15 protein-coding genes are annotated in these 18817 nt (G+C 67.8%); 8 read left to right on the top strand and 7 right to left on the bottom strand.

Going from position 1 to position 18817, the window contains the following annotated elements:
- Window positions 1-15 precede the first annotated feature (15 nt).
- Genes IG98_RS0102955 through IG98_RS0102945 form a run of 3 tightly spaced genes read right to left on the bottom strand, consistent with a single transcriptional unit; the run spans window position 16 to window position 2337 of the window.
- Complete coding sequence (locus IG98_RS0102955; protein WP_030904991.1) at window positions 16-660, bottom strand: amino acid ABC transporter permease; 645 nt, start codon at window positions 658-660, stop codon at window positions 16-18.
- Window positions 660-1577 carry a glutamate ABC transporter substrate-binding protein gene (locus tag IG98_RS0102950; RefSeq protein WP_030904990.1) on the bottom strand — a complete coding sequence of 306 codons (918 nt, stop codon included), beginning with the start codon at window positions 1575-1577 and terminating at the stop codon, window positions 660-662. The genes IG98_RS0102955 and IG98_RS0102950 overlap by 1 nt, the downstream gene beginning before the upstream one ends.
- Before the next feature lie 31 nt (window positions 1578-1608).
- On the bottom strand, window positions 1609-2337 hold the full coding sequence (locus IG98_RS0102945; protein WP_030904987.1) for an amino acid ABC transporter ATP-binding protein: 729 nt from the start codon (window positions 2335-2337) through the stop codon (window positions 1609-1611).
- Window positions 2338-2442: 105 nt separating this feature from the next.
- Between IG98_RS0102945 and IG98_RS0102940 the strand changes: the two genes are divergently transcribed.
- A complete protein-coding gene (locus IG98_RS0102940) occupies window positions 2443-3585 on the top strand; it encodes an ROK family protein (protein ID WP_030904984.1) in 1143 nt (380 codons plus the stop codon).
- A 277-nt stretch (window positions 3586-3862) separates the two neighbouring features.
- Here IG98_RS0102940 and IG98_RS0102930 read toward each other — a convergent pair whose 3' ends face one another.
- Entirely contained in the window at window positions 3863-4906 is a 1044-nt protein-coding gene (locus IG98_RS0102930) for a DUF2776 family protein (RefSeq protein WP_030904981.1), read from the bottom strand.
- A 555-nt stretch (window positions 4907-5461) separates the two neighbouring features.
- On the opposite strand from IG98_RS0102930, the gene IG98_RS0102925 reads away from it, so the two are divergent.
- Entirely contained in the window at window positions 5462-6592 is a 1131-nt protein-coding gene (locus tag IG98_RS0102925) for a hypothetical protein (protein ID WP_169750052.1), read from the top strand.
- Here the strand turns inward: IG98_RS0102925 and IG98_RS0102920 are convergent.
- Window positions 6567-6881 carry a hypothetical protein gene (locus IG98_RS0102920; protein WP_157594119.1) on the bottom strand — a complete coding sequence of 105 codons (315 nt, stop codon included), beginning with the start codon at window positions 6879-6881 and terminating at the stop codon, window positions 6567-6569. The two genes, IG98_RS0102925 and IG98_RS0102920, sit on opposite strands and share 26 nt — an antisense overlap.
- Window positions 6882-7117: 236 nt before the next feature.
- Between IG98_RS0102920 and IG98_RS44415 the strand changes: the two genes are divergently transcribed.
- Window positions 7118-9073 carry a Xaa-Pro dipeptidyl-peptidase gene (locus tag IG98_RS44415; RefSeq protein WP_211263863.1) on the top strand — a complete coding sequence of 652 codons (1956 nt, stop codon included), beginning with the start codon at window positions 7118-7120 and terminating at the stop codon, window positions 9071-9073.
- 159 nt (window positions 9074-9232) lie between these two features.
- Here the strand turns inward: IG98_RS44415 and IG98_RS0102910 are convergent, their stop codons facing one another.
- A complete protein-coding gene (locus IG98_RS0102910; RefSeq protein ID WP_084195090.1) occupies window positions 9233-10648 on the bottom strand; it encodes an MFS transporter in 1416 nt (471 codons plus the stop codon).
- A 154-nt stretch (window positions 10649-10802) separates the two neighbouring features.
- Complete coding sequence (locus IG98_RS46510; RefSeq protein ID WP_051751414.1) at window positions 10803-11429, bottom strand: ATP-binding protein; 627 nt, start codon at window positions 11427-11429, stop codon at window positions 10803-10805.
- 256 nt (window positions 11430-11685) lie between these two features.
- Between IG98_RS46510 and IG98_RS0102900 the strand changes: the two genes are divergently transcribed.
- From IG98_RS0102900 to mads5, 5 genes are all read left to right on the top strand, one after another.
- Window positions 11686-13059 (top strand): helix-turn-helix domain-containing protein, encoded by a 1374-nt coding sequence (locus tag IG98_RS0102900; RefSeq protein WP_030904962.1) that lies wholly within the window; start codon window positions 11686-11688, stop codon window positions 13057-13059.
- 356 nt (window positions 13060-13415) lie between these two features.
- Window positions 13416-15503: a methylation-associated defense system DNA methyltransferase MAD2 gene (mads2, locus tag IG98_RS0102895; protein WP_030904960.1), complete on the top strand. Its 2088-nt coding sequence runs from the start codon at window positions 13416-13418 to the stop codon at window positions 15501-15503.
- Window positions 15500-16789, top strand: a complete 1290-nt coding sequence (gene mads3 / locus IG98_RS0102890) for a methylation-associated defense system AAA family ATPase MAD3 (protein ID WP_030904957.1) — start codon at window positions 15500-15502, stop codon at window positions 16787-16789. Before mads2 ends, mads3 begins: the two co-directional genes overlap by 4 nt.
- Window positions 16786-17409, top strand: coding sequence for a methylation-associated defense system protein MAD4 (gene mads4, locus IG98_RS0102885; RefSeq protein ID WP_030904954.1), 624 nt, complete (start codon window positions 16786-16788; stop codon window positions 17407-17409). Before mads3 ends, mads4 begins: the two co-directional genes overlap by 4 nt.
- Window positions 17406-18815 (top strand): methylation-associated defense system restriction endonuclease subunit S MAD5, encoded by a 1410-nt coding sequence (gene mads5, locus IG98_RS0102880; RefSeq protein WP_030904951.1) that lies wholly within the window; start codon window positions 17406-17408, stop codon window positions 18813-18815. The genes mads4 and mads5 overlap by 4 nt, the downstream gene beginning before the upstream one ends.
- The last annotated feature ends 2 nt before the right edge of the window (window positions 18816-18817 follow it).

Raw genomic sequence — 18817 nt, 5'->3', positions numbered from 1 at the left:
CAGGAGAGGGTACGCTCACCGGACCACCACCAGTCGTCGTTCGAGCCGGCCGGTGACGAACCCGGCGCAGGCGGCGATCAGCGCGTAGGCCAGGCCGGCCCCGACGAAGATCGGGATGGGCTGCGCCTCCATGAGGTTCACCCGGTTGGCCGCGGCGGTCAGGTCGACCACGCCGACCGCGGCGGCGAGCGAGGTGTTCATCGTCAGCGCGATGAAGATGTTGCCGACCGGCTGGATCACCGTGCGCAGCGCCTGCGGCAGGACCACGTGGCGCAGGGACTGGCCGAAGGTCAGCCCGAGCGCGCGGGCCGCCTCGCCCTGCCCCGCGGAGACCGCGTTGACGCCGGAGCGCAGGGCCTCGGCGATGTAGGCGGCCTCGTAGAGCGCGATGACGATCATGGCCGTCACCAGCAGGTCGGCCTTGAGGCCGATCTCGGGCAGGCCGAAGACGGCGAGCACCAGCAGCACCAGCAGTGGCAGGTTCTGGAAGGTCTCCACATAGGCCGTGCCGATCCCGCGCAGGACGCCGACCGGGCTGACCCGCATGGCGGTGATCACGAGCCCCACGACCGCGGCGCCGGCGAAGGACGCCACGGTCAGCTGGAGGGTCACGACCAGCCCCTGCCAGAACTCGGGCAGGTGATCCAGGAGGGCGGACATCAGGACCCCGGCACCGATCCGATCTGCGGCGGGGTGGGAGCCTCACCCTGCACGACCGTGCCGAGAGACTGCTTCCAGGTCTTCTGCCAGAGGCCGTCGGCCTGGATCTTCTTCAGCCAGTCGTTGACGAACTTCTTGAACTGGTCGTCACCGTGCTTGAGGCCGATGCCGTACGGGTCGGTGGTGAACGGGCTGCCGACGACCTGGACCGAGGAGTCCTTCTGCGCGTTGGCGACCAGGAGCGTCTCATCCTGGACGTAGGCGTCGCCGCGTTCCTGCTTGAGGGCCTGCATGCACTCGGGGTCGCTGCCGAACGTCACGATCTTGGCCTGCGGGGCGAGCTTCTTGATCGCCGGGATGGCCGGGGTGTTGGCTCCGGCGATGACGGTCTTGCCGTTCAGGTCCTCGGGCTTGGTGATGCCCGTGGTGCCCTTCCTGACCGCGAGGCTCAGCCCGGAGGAGTAGTACGGTCCGGCGAAGGAGACCTGCTCGGCCCGCTCCGGGGTGATCGTGTAGGTCTGGAGGACGACGTCCACGGTGCCGTTGCCGAGCAGCGCCTCGCGAGTCTCCGAGGCGGAGTTGACGATCTTCACCTTGGGCTCGCCGATGATGTACTTGGCGAGCGCCTTGCCCATGTCCGCGTCGAATCCCTCGACCTCGCCGGTCGTCGGGTTCTGCTGCGACAGCAGCGGCGCGTCGAGCGACCCGCCGACGATCAGCTCGCCGCGTTGCTTGATCTTCTCCATCGTGGAGCCGGGCAGGATGTCCGCGGCGGCCGCGACCGGCGCCGAGGCGATCAGGTCGCCGCCCTTGGCCTCACCTGGTACGGCCGGGCTTCCCGAGTCCGTACCGGCACAGGCCGAGAGGCCGAGCATGGACACAGCGGCGACAGCGGCCAGCCGCTTCATGGACACCATCGGGCCCACCATCCTTTTTGATCGTTTTCGATCAGTGAGTGAGAACTTTGGCCAGGAAGTCCCTGGCCCTGTCTGTCTGAGGAGCCTCGAAGAAGGCGCCGGGCTCGCCCGTCTCGACGATCTGGCCGGCGTCCATGAAGACCACGCGGTCGGCGGCCCTGCGGGCGAAGCCCATCTCGTGGGTGACGACGACCATGGTCATGCCGTCGGCGGCGAGCCGGACCATCACGTCCAGCACCTCACCGACCATCTCCGGGTCGAGTGCGGAGGTGGGCTCGTCGAAGAGCATCACCTTGGGCCGCATGGCCAGCGCGCGGGCGATGGCGGCCCGCTGCTGCTGCCCACCGGACAGCCGCGCGGGCAGCTTTCCCGCCTGCTCGGCGATGCCGACGCGCGCCAGCAGATCCCGTGCCGACGCCTCGGCCTCGGCACGGGAGTCGCCCCGGACCTTCATCGGCGCGAGCACGATGTTCTCCAGCACGGTCTTGTGCTGGAAGAGGTTGAACGACTGGAACACCATGCCGACGTCGGCCCGGAGCCTGGCCAGTTCCCGGCCCTCCACGGGGGCGGGTACGCCGTCGACGAGGATGTCTCCGGACCCGGCGGGCTCCAGCCGGTTGAGGCAGCGGCACAGCGTCGACTTGCCCGATCCCGAGGGACCGACCACCACGACGACCTCGCCCCGCGCCACATCAAGGTCGATGTCGCGCAGCACGTGATGATCACCGAACCACTTGTTCAACCCTTTGACCTGAATCATTGCCATCTTCCTTCGAAATCGAAGACAAACCGGAAGGTAATAGATGATTCTTACGGAAGTCAACACGTTGCCGTAGTAAGTACAGACGTGGTATTCCTCTAGTCCATGTCAGGCAAAGAGCGGCTGTTGGTGCGGGGAGCGCAGGGCGACCTTCTGCGTCTTGTCGCCACCGGCCACGCCGAGTCGCGCGCCCAGCTGGCCCGTATCTCCGGCCTGGCGGCGTCGAGCGTCTCCCTGCGCGTCGAGGAGCTGATCGACACCGGGCTCCTCGTCGAGGAGGGCTCGGGCACCTCCAGGGGTGGGCGGCGGCCTCGGCGGCTGCGGGTCAGCCCGACCGCCGGCCTGCTCGCGGTGGCCGACCTCGGGGCGCACCACGCCCGCCTCGGCCTACTCGACCTCAGCGGCGCCCCCCTCGTCGTCGAGGAGCGCGCCTGCGACATAGCGCTCGGCCCCGAGGCGACCCTCGACTGGATGGCCGCCTCGTTCGACGAACTGATGCTGACCCACGGCCCGCCCGGCGTCCCCCTGAGAGGCGTCGGCACCGGCATACCCGGCCCCGTCGACCCCGCCAGCGGCCGCGTGGTGTCTCCCTCGCGCATGCCCGGCTGGCACAACTTCCCCGTCGCCGAGCATCTCGGCGCGCACTACGACCTGCCGGTGCTCGTCGAGAACGATGCCAACCTCCTGGCCGTCGGCGAGGCCCGCTCATGGCCCGGGTGCGACAACCTCATGGTGCTGAAGGCCGGCAGCGGCATAGGGTGCGGCGTGATCGTCGACGGCCGCCTGCACCGGGGCAGGGGTGCGGCCGGCGACATCAGCCACGTCCGGGTCAGGACCGACTCCTCCACCATGTGCTCGTGCGGCCACCCCGACTGCCTGGAGGCCTACGCGAGCGGCGCCGCGCTCATGGGCGCCCTGTCCGAGCTCGGCATCGCGACGCGACGCCCGGGCGACGTCGTCGCCCTGGTCGAGGACGGCGTGCCCGAGGCCACCGCCCTGGTCAGGAACGCGGGCCGCCTCATCGGCGAGGTGCTCACCGTCCTGGTCAACTTCCTCAATCCCGACGCCATCGTCGTCGGCGGCAGCCTCTCCACCGCCGAGCCGCTGATCTCCTCCATCCGCGCCGCCGTCTACGAGCGCTGCCTCCCGCTGGCCACCCGCGACCTGGAGATCGCCGTCACCCGTGGCGGCCCCGATGCCGCCCTCCTCGGCGCGGGCTCCCTCCTGCTGGACGCCGTCCTCAGTTGAGGGGCGGAACGGACGAGGTGCGGCAGGCATACGACCAGCCCTCTTAACCCGACGGGGTGGGGTGCCCGCACAGCGCACACGTAGGCGACGACGCCTTACCGGGCAACGCCGGCGCGCCGGGGCGGACGGGCGGTCAGTACCGGTCGTGACTGCTCGTTGTCGTTTGGTTCATGCGATGACCTGGTTCGCTCACGCCCCCGACCGGGCGGCGGGCCTGGGCGCCGGTGATCTCGCGGTCGTCCGGGCCAGGCTGCTCATCTCGTAGGAGCGCCGTTTCCTAGGTGGACGTCCCGGCCTCAAGGATCGAGACGATGGAGAAGAGCGTGAAGCACACCGCGCCCAGCCCCACCATCACGCGGGCGGGGATGAAGAACTGTGGATCTGTGACGGCCGCCTCGGACAGGAAGGCGGAGAAGAACAGGCAGATCAGCGCGGTGGTCACCGGCAGGATGGGAATGCGGTTCGCGAGCGGGAAGGAGCGGCGCCATACCAGGGCCAGCAGCAGTGCCTTGGACAGGATGCTGAAGCAGACCAGCGCGAGACCGATCAGGATGTAGCCGGGAGCTATCCGGTAGGGCAGGTCGGAGCCGAGCAGGACGTACAGGCCCAGCGCGAAGCTGATCGTTCCCATGATGACGACCAGCTGGCTCCACCGATATCGCTCCCTGTCGCGGAAGACGTTGCGAACCTGACGGACGATGCTCGCCACCAGCGCGATCAGGCTGGCGCAGATCGCCGACAGCCCGAAGAGAACGTGTCCGGCGACGTAGGTGGAACTCTCTCCGTGGAAGAGAAGGCCGAAGGCGATGGCGAACCCCACGATGGCGCAGACCATCGGGACCGCGATCAGTGTCATGCCCACCCGTTCCAGGTAGGCGCCCTCCGGTGGCCCGGCGTCCGGGGCGCGGGCGGCGTTGTAGGGGATGAGGCCGAAGGCGGTGGAGGCCGTGGCCACCGTGCTCACGCAGATGGCGATGAGGCCGATCCCGATGATCACGAAGCCGCCGACCACGAACTTGGCGTCGTCGCCCCGGCTCACCGTGAAGATGCCCCAGCCGATGGTGGCGAGGGCGACGAGGTAGCCCGTCAACGGCAGCGCGACCCGCCACAGCAGGTCGTAACGGTTGATCAGCTGGCGGATGATCGTCGCGGCGGTGGTGAAGAGCGCGTAGCAGATCGCGGTGAGCGCGATGTTCACATGGCCGGCGACGAAGTGGTTGGCGTCTTCGCCGCCGCTGTTGATGTAGAGGCCGAAGGCGAGACAGATGGCCCCGAGCACCAGGGGTATGGCGCGGAACAGGACGCTTATCACGATGTTCATGGCTTCCTCCGGCAGATCCTTCGCGCGAGCTGTCCGCACCGCCTGTGGCGCACTGCCGCGTCTCATTACGACCTAACCTCGGACCCCGCGTCGCCGCACGGAGGCGCGCTCGTGACAGCACCATCGTCCTACCTGGGCTTTTGGCGTCTCACTGCGCCGCGACGCCGCCCGGGACCCGTCATTGAGTTCGACGGCCGTGGGGGATGAGACGAGAGTCGAGCGGCCGGGGATCCGGGTCATCGGCGCCATGTGGGCGTGGTGGAAGGCGGGCAAGTGCGCCACCGGCGCCGTGACCGAGGTCTGGAACAAGTTCGGCGGAGACCTGACGGGGTCCGGAGGCGGTGCTGGCCGTGGCCATCTACGGCTGCCTGAAGGGCCTGCGTGGCTGATCGTCCCACCTGTGGCGGCCCCCCGATCCGATGATCCGGGGGGGGGCCGCCCATAGGGCTGAACTCGGGGCGGCGGGGATACCGGGGGCGATCTGGAGACGGCAGGCGCGGATGGTCCGGATGTTCTGGCCGGAACCGTCCCCGCCGTTGATCCGTCTGACACCAAGTGAAGCCCCAGCTTGGTATGAGACGGTTCATTCTGGCTCTGTCGCTGCTTCTTGCCGGGGCGGGGACCGCTTGCACATCACAACAACCGCCGGAATCGTCCGCAGAGCTTCCCGAGGAGCCGGTAGCATCTGCCGAAGGCGTGTGGCCGGAAGCGCTCATCACGGTGCCCAGAAAGCTCAAGAACGGCCACTCGGTGTTTCCCCTCGCGATGCTCGGCAAGGAGACGGCTCTCCTGACGACGATTGGGCATCCTCCGGCACTCCTGAGCTTCAACGTCCGAACAGGACGGCAGGCTGTCCTTGCCACGGCGCCGGAGTGGGCGGTCTGCGAGGGGTGTTTTGAAATCAAACGCTCGGCTGTCAACGCGGAACAGGTGGCCTTACTGGTTCAGGGCGAGAAGAAACCTGACCCGCGGTACGACGGAGAACGCCACATGGAACTGTGGGTCATGCCCCGAGCGGGCGGCCCCATGAAGATGGTGACCCGACTGCCTGCCGACGGGCAGGACTACTCCGGCGGCTTTCAGGTCACTGACGATCTCGCAGTCTGGTGGGGGGTCGACGGCGTATGGCATATCCCGCTTACCGGTGGTGAGCCCAAGCAGGTGCTCCCCGGGCGGGCTCTCCGCGTCACCTCCTGGCCCTGGGCCTACGACATGCGGCGGCAGAGCATCGTCAATCTGGTCACTCACCAGGAGAACAAGGCGCGGCGCCTGGACGACGTCGAGGGGCCGTACTGCGGATCCGTTTGGTGTGTCGGACGGGCCGACGTTCCGCCCAGTGAACTCATGAGGAGCGTCATGCAGCGAGTAGACGGCTCCGGGCGTACGATCGTCTCGGGATTCGCTCTGGGCCTTCTGCCCCCGATCCGAGACCGATTCGTTCTCTTCGGCCTTCCCTCGGCCAACGAGAACAACAAGTTCGGTCCCCCGTTCCAGCTGTACGACCGCTGCACCCGGCGGAAAGGGAACCTCGGCCTCCCTGGCCGTGCCGAGGCCGAGACCGCTCGGGACGAGATCGGGTACGGCGCGGCGACACCCGAAATGTCACTCCTGATCTGGGAGGCCTCTGCCACGCGCTACACCGTCCTGGATCTCTCCCGCATCAGCGATGCACCCTGCGCCAACTGAGGTCGAACAGGAAGGTGGGCCGTACCCGACCTCGACGGAGGCAAGCTTGTGGGGTCAGTGGGGTGGGGGCGTCCAGGGCGAAGGACGGGTAGCGGTCGGCCTCGGCGCTGTCGGTGTGCGCGATCCGCTTCCATCGGCTGCCGTGGGCGCGGTCGAAGGCTTGCTGCTCCAGCAGCGACAGGGCGGGGCGTTCGGGGATCAGGTTGGGACAGCTGTACATGAAGCCGACCCGGCGGCGGTCGGTCACCGCCTGGAGGAGGTCGCCGGGCCGGATGGGTTCGCCGCGCACCCTGTGGTGCTCCAGGCACGCCACCGGGTCCCGGATCTCGACGTGTGGTGTTAGAGCCGCCGAGATCTAGCTCGATATGTGTCGAAATTGTAGTGATCGAGACATGGTACCCATCCATAGACATTTCGTACTTCCTGCCCATAACATCAAGCCTTCTTGGGGCAGTTTTTACTGTCCCTTGAACTTTGATCGGGGCCTTTTCGTGCCCCGCGCTGATTGTTCGGGAAGGCTGGTCGATGTCTGTAACACGCCTGGTGACGGGTCTTGGGGCGCCAACCGCCCTCCGTAGTCCGGGGTCGGCACGCCGCGGCGCCGCGGCGCTGGGTCTCGCCGCCACCATGACCTTCGCCGGGGTCGCGGCGACCTCGGCCCCGGTCAGTGCGGCCGCCGACCCCTCCGTCGGACCGGTCTTCACGGACGGCATGGCCCAGCCGGTGTTCTCGGCGAACCGCAATGACTGGCTTCGCGAGGAAGTGTGGGTCGAGACCCCGATCGACAGTGACGGCGACGGACGCAACGACCGGGTGCACACCGAGGTCACCCGCCTCCGGGAGACCGAGACGGCCGGTCTGAAGTCGCCCGTCGTGTACGAGGTCAGCCCCTACTACGCCGGCGGCAATTCGGTCGCGAACCACAACGTCGACCACGAGCTCCACGAGGCACTCCGTCCGGGCAAGGGCTGGATGAACCGCGGTGGTTCGGTGAAGGATCCGGCGACCGACGAGCGACTGGCCGCCGCCGGCGTGGCAGGCGTGGCCGACGGTGACGAGGCCGTCACGGGCACCGGCCCGCAGCCCGCCATCAGCACCAGTCACGAGTCCAACTGGCTGCCTCGCGGTTTCGCGGTGGTCCATGCCGAGTCGCTGGGCAGCGGTAAGTCCGACGGCTGTCCCACCACCGGTGGACGCAACGAGACCATCGGCGCGAAAGCGGTCGTCGACTGGCTGAACGGTCGGGCGAAGGCCTACGACGCCACCGGCAGGGAAGTCGATGCCACCTGGACGACCGGCAAGGTCGGCATGATCGGCACGTCGTACAACGGCACCCTGCCCAACGCGGTCGCGAGCACCGGTGTCGAGGGTCTCGAGGCCATCGTGCCGATCTCGGCGATCTCCAGCTGGTACGACTACTACCGCGCGAACGGCGCCGTCGTCGCCCCGGGCGGCTACCAGGGCGAGGACGCCGACGTGCTCGCGGAGTACGTCTACACCCGAGCGAACAAACAGATCTGCCGAAGCGTCATCGAGGAGCTCGCCAAGGCGCAGGACCGGGTCACCGGCGACTACAGCGCCTTCTGGGATGAGCGTAACTACCTGAACGACGTCGACAAGGTCCACGCCGCGACGCTGGTCGCGCACGGGCTCAACGACTGGAACGTCAAGACCAAGCACGCCGCGCAGTGGTACGAGGCGCTCAAGGCGCGCGGGGTGCCGCACAAGATCTATCTGCACCAGGGCGGGCACGGCGGCTCCCCGAGCGTCAACGTGCTCAACCGCTGGTTCACCCGCTACCTGTGGGGCCAGCAGAACGGCGTGGAGAACGACCAGCGGGCGCTGATCCAGCGCGAGGACAGGACGCTGGTGGAATACCCCGAGTGGCCCGAGCCGGCCGCGGCCGCCACCGAGCTCAACCTGGAGCCCGGCACGGACGGCACCGCCGGTGTCCTCACCGGTGACAAGACCCGCCAGGGCAAGCCGGTGACCGAGACGATCGTCGACGACGCCTCGAAGCGGGCGCTGACCCTCGCCGACGCCGTGACGTCCCCCAACCGCCTGGCCTACAAGTCGGGGACGCTGACCGGTGCGGTCCGGCTCAGCGGTACGCCGCAGGTATCACTGCGGACGTCCTTCGGCCAGCCGGCGGCGAACGTCACGGCGCTGCTCGTCGACTACGACCAGAACGGCAAGGCGAAGATCATCACTCGGGGCTGGGCGGATCCGCAGAACCGTAAGTCGATCTCGAAGACCGAGCCGGTCAAGCCGGGCAGCCCGTACCGCCTCGACTTCGACATGCAGCCGCATGACTATGTGTTCACGGCGGGACACCGCATCGGCATCGTGCTGCTGTCGAGCGACTACGAGTACACCATCCGGCCCACCCCCGGCGCGACGCTGCACCTCGACACGACGAAGAGCACGGTCATGCTGCCGCTCGTCGGCGGGACGGCCGCGTTCACCGCGGCGAACAGCTGACCCGGGTCCCGGAAGGCCGAGCGGGCCGCCAGGCGGCGGCCCGCTCGGCCTGCGGGTGCCGGAAACCCGGCCTGCGCTCATGGATCAGCCCGCCGAGGCGGTCGCACCGAATCCTGACATGAAGGTCGTTGAGGTCACCTCACTGCCGGATCTCCGGCCTCATGAGGTGGTGGGCGCCAAGTGCTCGGGGGTGGGGTGGCGGATCGGGGTGAAGAGTGCGACCGTCGCGAGGAGGAGACAGGCGGTGCCGGCCAGGAGGCAGATCACGGTGACGCCGTAGCCGCCCGCGCCCCAGGTCAGGACGGCCGCGCCCACCGGGCCCAGCGAGAAGTGGATGGTCCAGAACGCCGAGGTGACGCGGCCGAGCAGATGGTCCGGGGTCACCTGCTGGCGCAGGGACATCGAGCAGATCCCGGCCACGCTGACGCCGCAGAGGTAGACGGCCATCAGGGCGGCGATCACCGGGACGCGGCCGGAGAGGCCGACGCACGCCATGGCGAGCCCGCTGGTCGCGAGGGCGCCGATCCAGGTGACGCCGAAACCGAGCCTGCGGCGGACGGGCGCGACGAGCACGGCTCCGGCGATCGTGCCGATCGCGGCGACCGCGAGGACCGTGCCGACGGTGCCGTCGGAGTGACCCAGATCGTGTTTCAGGTGGTAGATCAGGACGTCGGTCATGCCGAGTGTGAAGAAGATGAAGAAGGAGAGCAGGATCGTCAGGGAGCGCAGCACCGGGTGCCGCCAGAGGAACCGGGCACCGGCCAGCAGCTCCTGCCAGGGCTTCTGCCGTGCCGGCGCGGGCGTGCCGGCCTCGGGTCGCTTGAACCGGACGAAGTACAGGCCCGCAGCCGACAGCGCGAAGCTCGCCGCGTTGACGGCGATCGCCGCGGTGGGGCCGAACTGTCCGGAGACCACCCCGGCCAGCAGCGGCCCGCCGACACCGGCCGCCGCGGCGGTCGCGTAGAGCCGGCCGTTGGCCTCGGTGATGCGCTCGCCCTCGACCAGGTTGCGCACCGCGGTCACATAGGTGACCTGGAAGACCATCCCGATCGCCTCGCTGAGCGGCAGCACCACGTACAGCAGCCAGACCTGTGGGCCGAACGCCCAGACGAGCGGGACGAGCCCGTACAGCAGCAGGCGGGCGAGGTCGCAGCAGATCAGCAGGGTCCGCCGGTCGAGCCGGTCGGCCAGGATCCCGGCGAAGATCCCGGCACCGACCGACGCGGCACCGGCCACGCCCGTCAGCAGGCCCATCTGCGCGACCGACCCGGTCACGTTCAGCACCAGCAGCGGGATGGCGATGTAGGCGAACGAGTCTCCGGCGACGGATAGCGTCTGGGAGACCCAGAAGACGTTGAAGTTCCGGTCCCGCCACAGCGGGCGCGCGCTTTCTGCTTCCTCTGGTTGCGACACCAAGGGACTATCCCTCACCTTGACGATCTTTTCCAGTGGTTGATCATCCAGGGCGAAGGAGAGGTGGCGGACGGCCTCGGTGCTGCCGGTGTGCACGATGCGTTCGAGGATCTCGTGGGAGCCGACCTCCCAGAAGACCACCGACTCGTCGGGGCGGACCATCAGTCGTGGTCGGCGCGTCGAAGGCGACCATCGAGCAGTGGAAGTACGGATGGCTGATCGCGATGGCTTCGACCCCGCCGAGCCTGCGGCGGACGGGCGCGACGAGCAGGGCTCCGGCGACCGCTGCGGCGACCGCGAGTGCTCAAGCCCCACCTCACGGCTCCGGTCGGAGACGGGCCGAGCGGCGGCCCAGGTGCAGGAGCGGCGGGCAGGTGAGGCGGGTGCCCCAGCGGGTGGGGAGGGCGAAGGCGACGGCCTTGGCCGGTGCGTCGGTGGTGAAGGTCGTCGTGGGGTAGGCGCGGCAGTACCCCTGGGAAAGCTCCCGGACCAGGAGCAGCCCTCGGCCGTTCTCCGCGAACAGGTCCGGCACGATCCGTGGACGGGAGGAGTCAAGGACGGCGGGGATCCAGCCCAGGTCGGGGCCGCCGTCGACGACCTCGCACCAGGTGGGGACGCCTGCCAGGTCGAAGACCCGGATCTCGTACGGCGGGCGGGCGTGCCGCTCGCAGTTGGCGGCCAGCTCGGCCGCGACCGCCTCGGCGTCGGCGATGTCGTCGCCGGGCACCCCCTCGGCCAGCAGTACCTCGCGCACCACGGCGCGGGCCCGGCGGGAGGCCGAGCCAGGACGCAGGACGGCCACCAGCATGCCGACCTGGCCCAGTGCCTCCTCGGGGTCTCCCGTGCTGGTGACGGTGACCCCTTCGGGAGGGAGGGTGGTCCGCTGGCGGGGGACGACCGGGACGCCGGGCAGGTCCGCCGGGCCGTGGAAGGTTGGCCACATGTGCGCGCTCCATTACTTTCGGTGACCGTTTCGGGTTCCAGTAGGAAACGCCATGGGGCGGGCGGCGACCAGGTTCGGGTGCGGGCGTTGCGCTGCCCCGCGCGGGGTGCGGGAGAGGGATGCCGCTGCCGCCCGTCACGGGGATCATCCAGTCGGCTGGTCGTTTTCTAGGCGTTTCCATCGACGGGTGAGCCGTGAGGGGCGTCGTCGTTGACAATGGGTTGACGATTCGTTGCTCTGGGTGATGGAGGGCGTTATGGGCGACGCGGATCACGGTGCGGGACGTCCGGAGCTGGTACGGGCTCGTAAGCGGATGGGGATGAGCCAGGACGAGATCTCGGCAGCGCTGTGGGTGTCGTCGACGACGTGGAGCCGGTGGGAGCGGGGGCGTCAGGAGATCCGTCCGGTGTATCGGGCGCGGATGGCCGAGGTGTTCGGGGTGGACCCGGCCGAGGTCGAGCGGTGGATCGAGGGCACTGCCCCGGTCGACACGGAAGCCTGGCTGATTCCGGACTTCAGCGACTTCTCCCTTGGAACTACGGTCAAGACGGCAGACCGACTGTGGAGGTGTGACGTGGATCCGGAGCGGCGTCATGTGCTGGCCGCGCTGCCGTTCGTACCGGCGGCCTTCGGCAGCTGGCTGTCGGCGTGGAGCTATGGCGTCCCGGAGGCGTCGGCGGCGTATCAGGGGTCGGGGCCGGTTGTCGGGCTCTCCGACGTCCGGCGGATCGTCGAGGCGCGACAGGCGTTCGGGCAGATGGACCGTCAGTTCGGTGCCGGATTGGTGCGTCCGGCGGTGGTGGACTACCTGAACACCACTGTCGCGCCGTTGCTGCGGGGCCGTTACGACGACAAGGTCGGGGCCGAGTTGATGACGGCGGCTGCGGCGATGACCCAGATGGCGGGCTGGACCGCCTTCGACCTGAACCACCATGGTCAGGCCCAACACTATTTTGGCCAGGCGCTCAAGCTGGCGAAGGTCGGTGATGATGCGCTGACGGGTGCCTGGGTGCTGGCGACCATGACCCATCAGGCGGTTCACCTGGAGCAAGGTGCCCAGGCGGTCTGGCTCGCCAGGGCGGCCGTGGACACGGCCCGCCGGGCACAGGCGCCTCCCCGTGTGATGGCGATGCTGCTGATCGGCGAGGCGCGGGCGACGGCTACACAGGCGAAACCGGCCGAGACCAGTGACGGGCACAGCGCCAAGCAGGTCGAGCGGCTGCTCACCGAGGCCGAGCGGGCGTACACCCAGGGAGCCACCGACCGTGACCCGGCCTGGGTCGCCTGGAACGACGAGTCCGAGCTGACCGCGAGGATGAGCAGGTGTTGGAAGCTGCTCGGCGACTACCGGAGGGCGGCCGACTGCGCGGAGTTCGCGGTGCGGGAACTCACGGTGAAGCGTCCCCGAGCGGCTCAAATCAATCAGGTGAGCGTCGCCGAGGCATATCTAGGCATGGGCGAGGTGGAACAGGCGGTCGACTCGGCTCGGGCCGCGATCCCGATGGCCAAATCACTGACGTCGGCTCGCTCCGTCGAACGCGTCCGGAAGTTCGCCAAGCGCCTTGAGCCCTACGACACCATCCAGGTCAGGGAGTTCCGCTCCTACCTGGACAGCGAACTCGTCTCCTGACCGACCGCTGGACAGTGGTGGGGTGTTGGGGTGATCGGGGTGCAGTGTCTGCCTGACAGTGAGCTTGTCTCCTGACCGACCGCTGGACAACAGTGGGGCACTGAGGTGATCGGGGCACCGTGCCTGCCTGGTCAGTGAACCTGTCTTCTGACCGATCGCCGGACAGAAGAGGGGCTCCGAGGTGATCGGGGCCTCTTTTCAGGAAATGTCGGTAGTTGTGGTTATGGTCGCGATCCTTAGGTGAAGTCTCGCGTCATTGGTGTCGAACGTCCTGCTGAGTCATAGGATTCGAGGTCGCGGACGTGCCGGTGGCACGGATCGGCGAGACACGCGTGGATGAGCGAGGGGCACCATATATGGAGCAGGTCGGCCTGGACATCGGCGAGCCCGAGGAGGCCACGTCAGCCGGGGAGAGCACACCGGATTCGCTCGCCGAGGACGAGACCATCGACTTCATCACCGGCGATCCGGTCAAGCTGAAGGGCAATGAACCCGTCCGGCAGCGGATCGCCCGGGTGCTCTTCCACGAGTACGGCATCTCGGTGGATGACATGGCACGGGACTTCCCGGTCCCGGTCCAGGTCGACGGCAAGCGCAAGGCCACCAGGAAGGCCGACATCGCCGTCTTCGCGCACGGCGCCCCGAAGACCCTGGCCAATCTGCGCCGGGTGGTGGTGTGCAAGCCCGAGCCCAAGCCTGGCCGGACGGTCACGAAGATCCGCATGTTCAGCCAGGCCCAGGAGGACCTGGCCGAGCTGGAGACCCTGCTGGGCACCGAGGACACGCCGCTCGCCCAGTACGGCATGTGGACCAACGGCCTCGACTTCTTCTTCCTCTACAAGGAGTCGACCCGGTTCGGCGCCAAGTTCGAGCCCCGGGCCGACTGGCCGGTCGCCGACGAGAGCGTGGGCAGCGGCACGGTGGCCTCGGTGGCGAGGCTCCGGCGCGGCGAGGCCGCGATGCTCAAGACGGCGTTCCGCCGGTGTCACAACTACATCCACGGAAACGAGGGCCTGCCCAAGGACGCCGCCTTCTGGCAGTTTCTCTACCTGCTCTTCACCAAGATGCACGATGAGCGGATGAGCCGCAGGCACCGCAGGGCCCCGGAGTTCTACGCGCTGCCCGGCGAGCCCTTCAACGACGAGGGCCGCAAGGCCATCGAGGCCCGGGTGCTCACGCTCTTTCACGAGGTGAAGCGGGAATACCCGCTTTTCGGTGCCCGCGACGAGATCACCCTGTCGCCCCGGGCGCTGGCCTTCATCGTCGGCGAGCTCGCCCCCTACGACCTGACCGGCACGGACATGGACGTCAAGGGCATCGCCTACCAGGAGCTCGTCGGCACCAACCTCCGAGGTGACCGGGGACAGTACTTCACACCGAGGAGCGCGGTCGCGCTCATGGTGGAGATGCTCGACCCCAAGGAAGGCGAAAAGGTACTGGACCCGGCCTGCGGGACCGGCGGCTTCCTCCGTGAGACCCTGTGGCACCTGCTCAACAAGTGGCGGGCCGAGGAGGGCACTCCCGGGCTTCCGGACACCGAGGAACAACTGGCCGACCACCAGGACCGGATCGCCGCCTACGCGGAGAAGTGTCTGTTCGGCGCGGACTTCGACCCGTTCCTGGTCCGTGCCACGAGCATGAGCATCATGACCCTGACCGGGGGCGCGGGCAACATCTACAACATGGACTCGCTCGCCTTCCCCGGCGGTCACCTGCCCGGCCTGGCGGAGGCACAGAAGAAGATCCCGCTCGGCAGCATCGACGTGCTGCTGGCGAACCCTCCCTTCGGGACCGACATCAAGATCGAAGACAAGGACGTCCTCAGCCACTATCGGGACGGGGTCGCCCAGTCCTGGTCGCGGGACCGGGAGACCGGTCAGGTGGTGGCGAGCAGCAGGGACATCCCGGCGATGGCCCCCGAGCAGCTCTTCATCCAGCGGGCGGTCCAGTGGGTCAGGGAGGGCGGCCGGATCGGCATCGTGCTGCCCAACGGCATCCTCTCCAACCCCGGCCCCACCGACGAGGCCATCCGGCGCTGGATCCTGGAGAACTGCTGGGTGCTCGCCAGCGTGGAACTGCCGGTGGAGACGTTCGTCGCGGAGGCGAACGTCAACATCCTCACCACCCTGCTCTTCCTGAAGAAGAAGACCGAGCAGGAGAAGATGGCCGCGACCATGGGAGCGCAGCAGGACTATCCGGTCTTCATGGCCATCGCGGAGAAGGTCGGCGTCGACCGCCGCAACAACCCGGTCTACCGGCGCCATCCGGACGGCGAGATCATTCTCGAAGAGCAGCGGGAGGTGGAACGGATCCGGATCAACGGCAAGGATGTCGTCCGCACGCTGGTCAGGAAGCGAAAAGCGATCGACAACGACCTGCCCGAGATCGCCGCGGCGTACCGGCGGTTCCGCGAGAGGCACCCGGAGCCGGGGGTCAGCCGGTGATCACCAGGATCGAGGCGTACGGCTACCGCTGCTTTCCCGGCCTCGGCATCGATCTCGACCGCTACCACGTGCTGGCCGGAGCCAACGGCGCGGGAAAGACGACGCTGCTCGACATCCCGGTCCTGATCGGTGACCTGGTCCGCCAGCAGCGGGCGGTCGCCGCCTTCCTGGAACCGCAGCGGCCCGCCGTGCCGGCCAGGGCGAACAGCCTGGTCGAGCTGCTGCACAAGGGGGAGGGTGACGCGATCGCGTTCGCGATCGAGGCGCGGCTGCCGGACGACGTCGTGGAGGTGCTGTCCGACACCACCTTCGCCGAGCTCACCCAGCGGATTCCGACGCACCTGCGCTACGAGCTGCGCCTTGAGGTCGGTCCGCACGCGCTCAACGTCGCCGACGAATACCTCTTCCTCTTCTCCGACCAGGGCCCGCGACCCCGGGCCGGTGAGTTCCCGCAGGGAATCACGGTGAGCGGCACGACCCTGCGACACGCCGAGTGGCAGCCGGTCATCCTGCGCGAGGGCCGGTCGCCGACCCGCTTCATCCACGAGACGACGACGCAGGAGAGCGACCTGCCGCCACTGCGGGTGCCGCAGGGGCAGCTCGCCCTGGGGGCCGTCCCCGCCGACCCCACCCTGTTCCCGGCGGCGCTCTGGTTCGCGCAGCTCCTGCGCGAAGGCGTGGTCTTCTTCGATCCTGACTGGGATCTGCTGCGCCGACCGGCCCCTCCCGGGTACGCGCCGCGCCTGATGCCCTCGGGGATGAACACGCCGTGGCTCGCGCTCGACCTCCGGCAGCGGGACCCGGAGCGGTTCGCCTCCTGGATCGACCACGTCCGCACCGCGCTCCCGCAGATCGCCGACATCACGGTGATCGAGCGGGAGGAGGACCACCACGCCTACTTCGCCGTGGAGTACGCCGGTGGTTACCGGGTCACCTCCTCGGGGCTGTCCGAGGGAACCCTGCGCATCCTGGTGCTGACCCTGCTTTCCTATCTGGACGGTACGGTGCTCCCCACCCTCCTGGTCACCGAAGAGCCGGAGAACGGCATCCACCCTCGCGCGATCGAGACGGTGGTGCAGTCGCTCAGCTCGCTCTATGACTCACAGGTCTGGATCTCCACCCACTCGCCGATCGTGCTCGCACACACCGATCTCACCGACGTGCTGGCCGCCCGGCTCGACGACGGCGGGGTGCAGGTGATCCCCGGTGACCGGCACCCCCGGCTCCGCGACTGGCAGGGCTCGCTCGACATCGGCACCCTGTTCGCGGCGGGGGTGCTGTCATGATCAGGCGCGATGTCGTCTTCCTGGTCGCCGACACCGGGATGGACCAGATGCTCCGCGGCTTTCTCGGCCGCGCGCAGGCGCACCGGAGCATCCGCTGCGGACCGTTCGGGTTCGATCCGCGCGAGGATCTCTTCGTCGCCCCGACCAAGGACCCGGGGGTGTACGGCACGGCCCGTGAGCTCTTACGCCCCTTCGAGTCACTTCATCGGCGCGCGGTGGTGATGCTGGACGCCGACTGGGACGGCAGCCCCGGCTCGCAGGCCATCCGCGAGCACATCGAGAAGAGCCTGGACGGCGTGTGGGAGCAGTACGCCGTGGTGGTGATCGAGCCCGAGCTGGAAGCCTGGGTCTGGCAGGACAACCCCAACGTCGCCGAGGCGCTCAAGTGCGCCACCGACTTCCGGCGGATTCTCGCCGACAGCGGCCACTGGCCGCACGACCACCTCAAGCCGCCGGACCCAAAGGCGGCCCTCGACCACCTGCGCCGCCGCCATCGGGCCGACGGTTCCAACGCAGCCTTCCGCCGCCTCGCCGAGAAGATCTCGGTACGGCACTGTCAGGACCCCGCCTTCAACCACCTGTGTGAGCACCTGCGCGCCTGGTTCCCGGAGAATTCGTGAAGCTTGCCGAACTCGACAACCCCGTCCGTGCCAGTTGGCTGGCCGACCAGAGCTTCCGCCTCGACCCCGGCCCTTACATCTCGGACTCCTACGCGGCGCGGATGTTCCTGAAGCGACTGCCTCGGACCGAGTCTCTTGGAGAGGTCACCGAGGGAATCTTCAACGCCGGAAGGTTCAAGAGGCACTGGACCACCGATCCGGAGCACGGTGTTCCCTTCCTCTCCAGCGCGGATATCTTCCAGTCTGATCTGTCTTCTCTCGCGATGATCACTAAAAATTCGTTTCAAGTCAATTCCAATCTTGGACTTGAGCCTGGGTGGACTCTTATCACTTGCTCGGGGATGACGGCGGGGAGGGTTACTTACGCACGTCTTGATATGGATGGATATGCGTGCAGTCAGCATGTCCTACGTGTTGTTCCCGACTTGAGTCGGATTTCCGCAGGATATCTCTACACCTTCCTCGCCAGCCCTTTCGGGGTGCCAATGATTAAGGGGGGGATTTACGGGACAAGTGTCAGGCATATCGAGCCCTCGCATATCGTGGATCTTCCCGTTCCCCGGGTCGATGCCGAGGTCGAGCGGCGGATCGACTTCCTGATCCAGGAAGCCATGGTGCTCCGGGCACGGTTCCAGGCCGGAATCACCGATGCCACCCAGGACCTCTTCAAAAGCGCCGGCCTGCCCGAGCTCATCGACTTCAACTGGCACGACCTGCCCCGTGACCTCGACTTCTCCGTCTCCGGCCTCACCCCCACATCGCTGCGCGCGCTCAACTTCTCCCCCCGAGCCCAGCGCCTCATCGAGACCCTCCGCTCCGTTCCCCACCGCACCCTTGGGGAAATCTGCTCGGGGGGACAACTTAGCCGCGGGAACCGCTTCAAACGGATTGATAGTGATCCTGTGAGTGGAGTGAAACTCATCGGTCAGCGGCAAGGATTCTGGCTTCGTCCTGAAGGTCGATGGATTGCGCTCAGCTCCACTGATCTTCAAATGGTGCGAGCCGATGATGAAACCATTTTGGTGGCCGCACGTGGAACTTTGGGTGACAGTGAGGTCTATTCGAGAGCTCTTTTTGTTACTGGAAGCTGGCTTAAGCACGGTTACTCGGAAGATTTTCTTCGTGTGGTATCGGCGGATGACGACTTCTCTGGTGCCTACCTCTTCGCTTTTTTGCGATCGGAGGTGGTTTTTCGAGTTATCCGGTCAATGAGTACCGGTGGAAAGCAGCAGGACATTCACGAGGGACTTCGGCGGCAGATTCCCGTGCCCGAGTGCACCCCGGAAGATCGAGAGCGGATCGCGGAGACGGTAAGGCAGGCATATCGGTGGCGGGATGAGGCCGATATGAAGGAGGATCAGGCTCTTGCCCTGCTTGACGCGGCAGTGAGAGAGGCGGCGCGGTAGTT

This window comes from Streptosporangium amethystogenes (assembly GCF_000721075.1).
GTDB classification, from domain to species: domain Bacteria; phylum Actinomycetota; class Actinomycetes; order Streptosporangiales; family Streptosporangiaceae; genus Streptosporangium; species Streptosporangium amethystogenes.
Note: the sequence above shows the minus strand (reverse complement) of the source record. Positions and strands in the feature narration are given on the sequence as shown.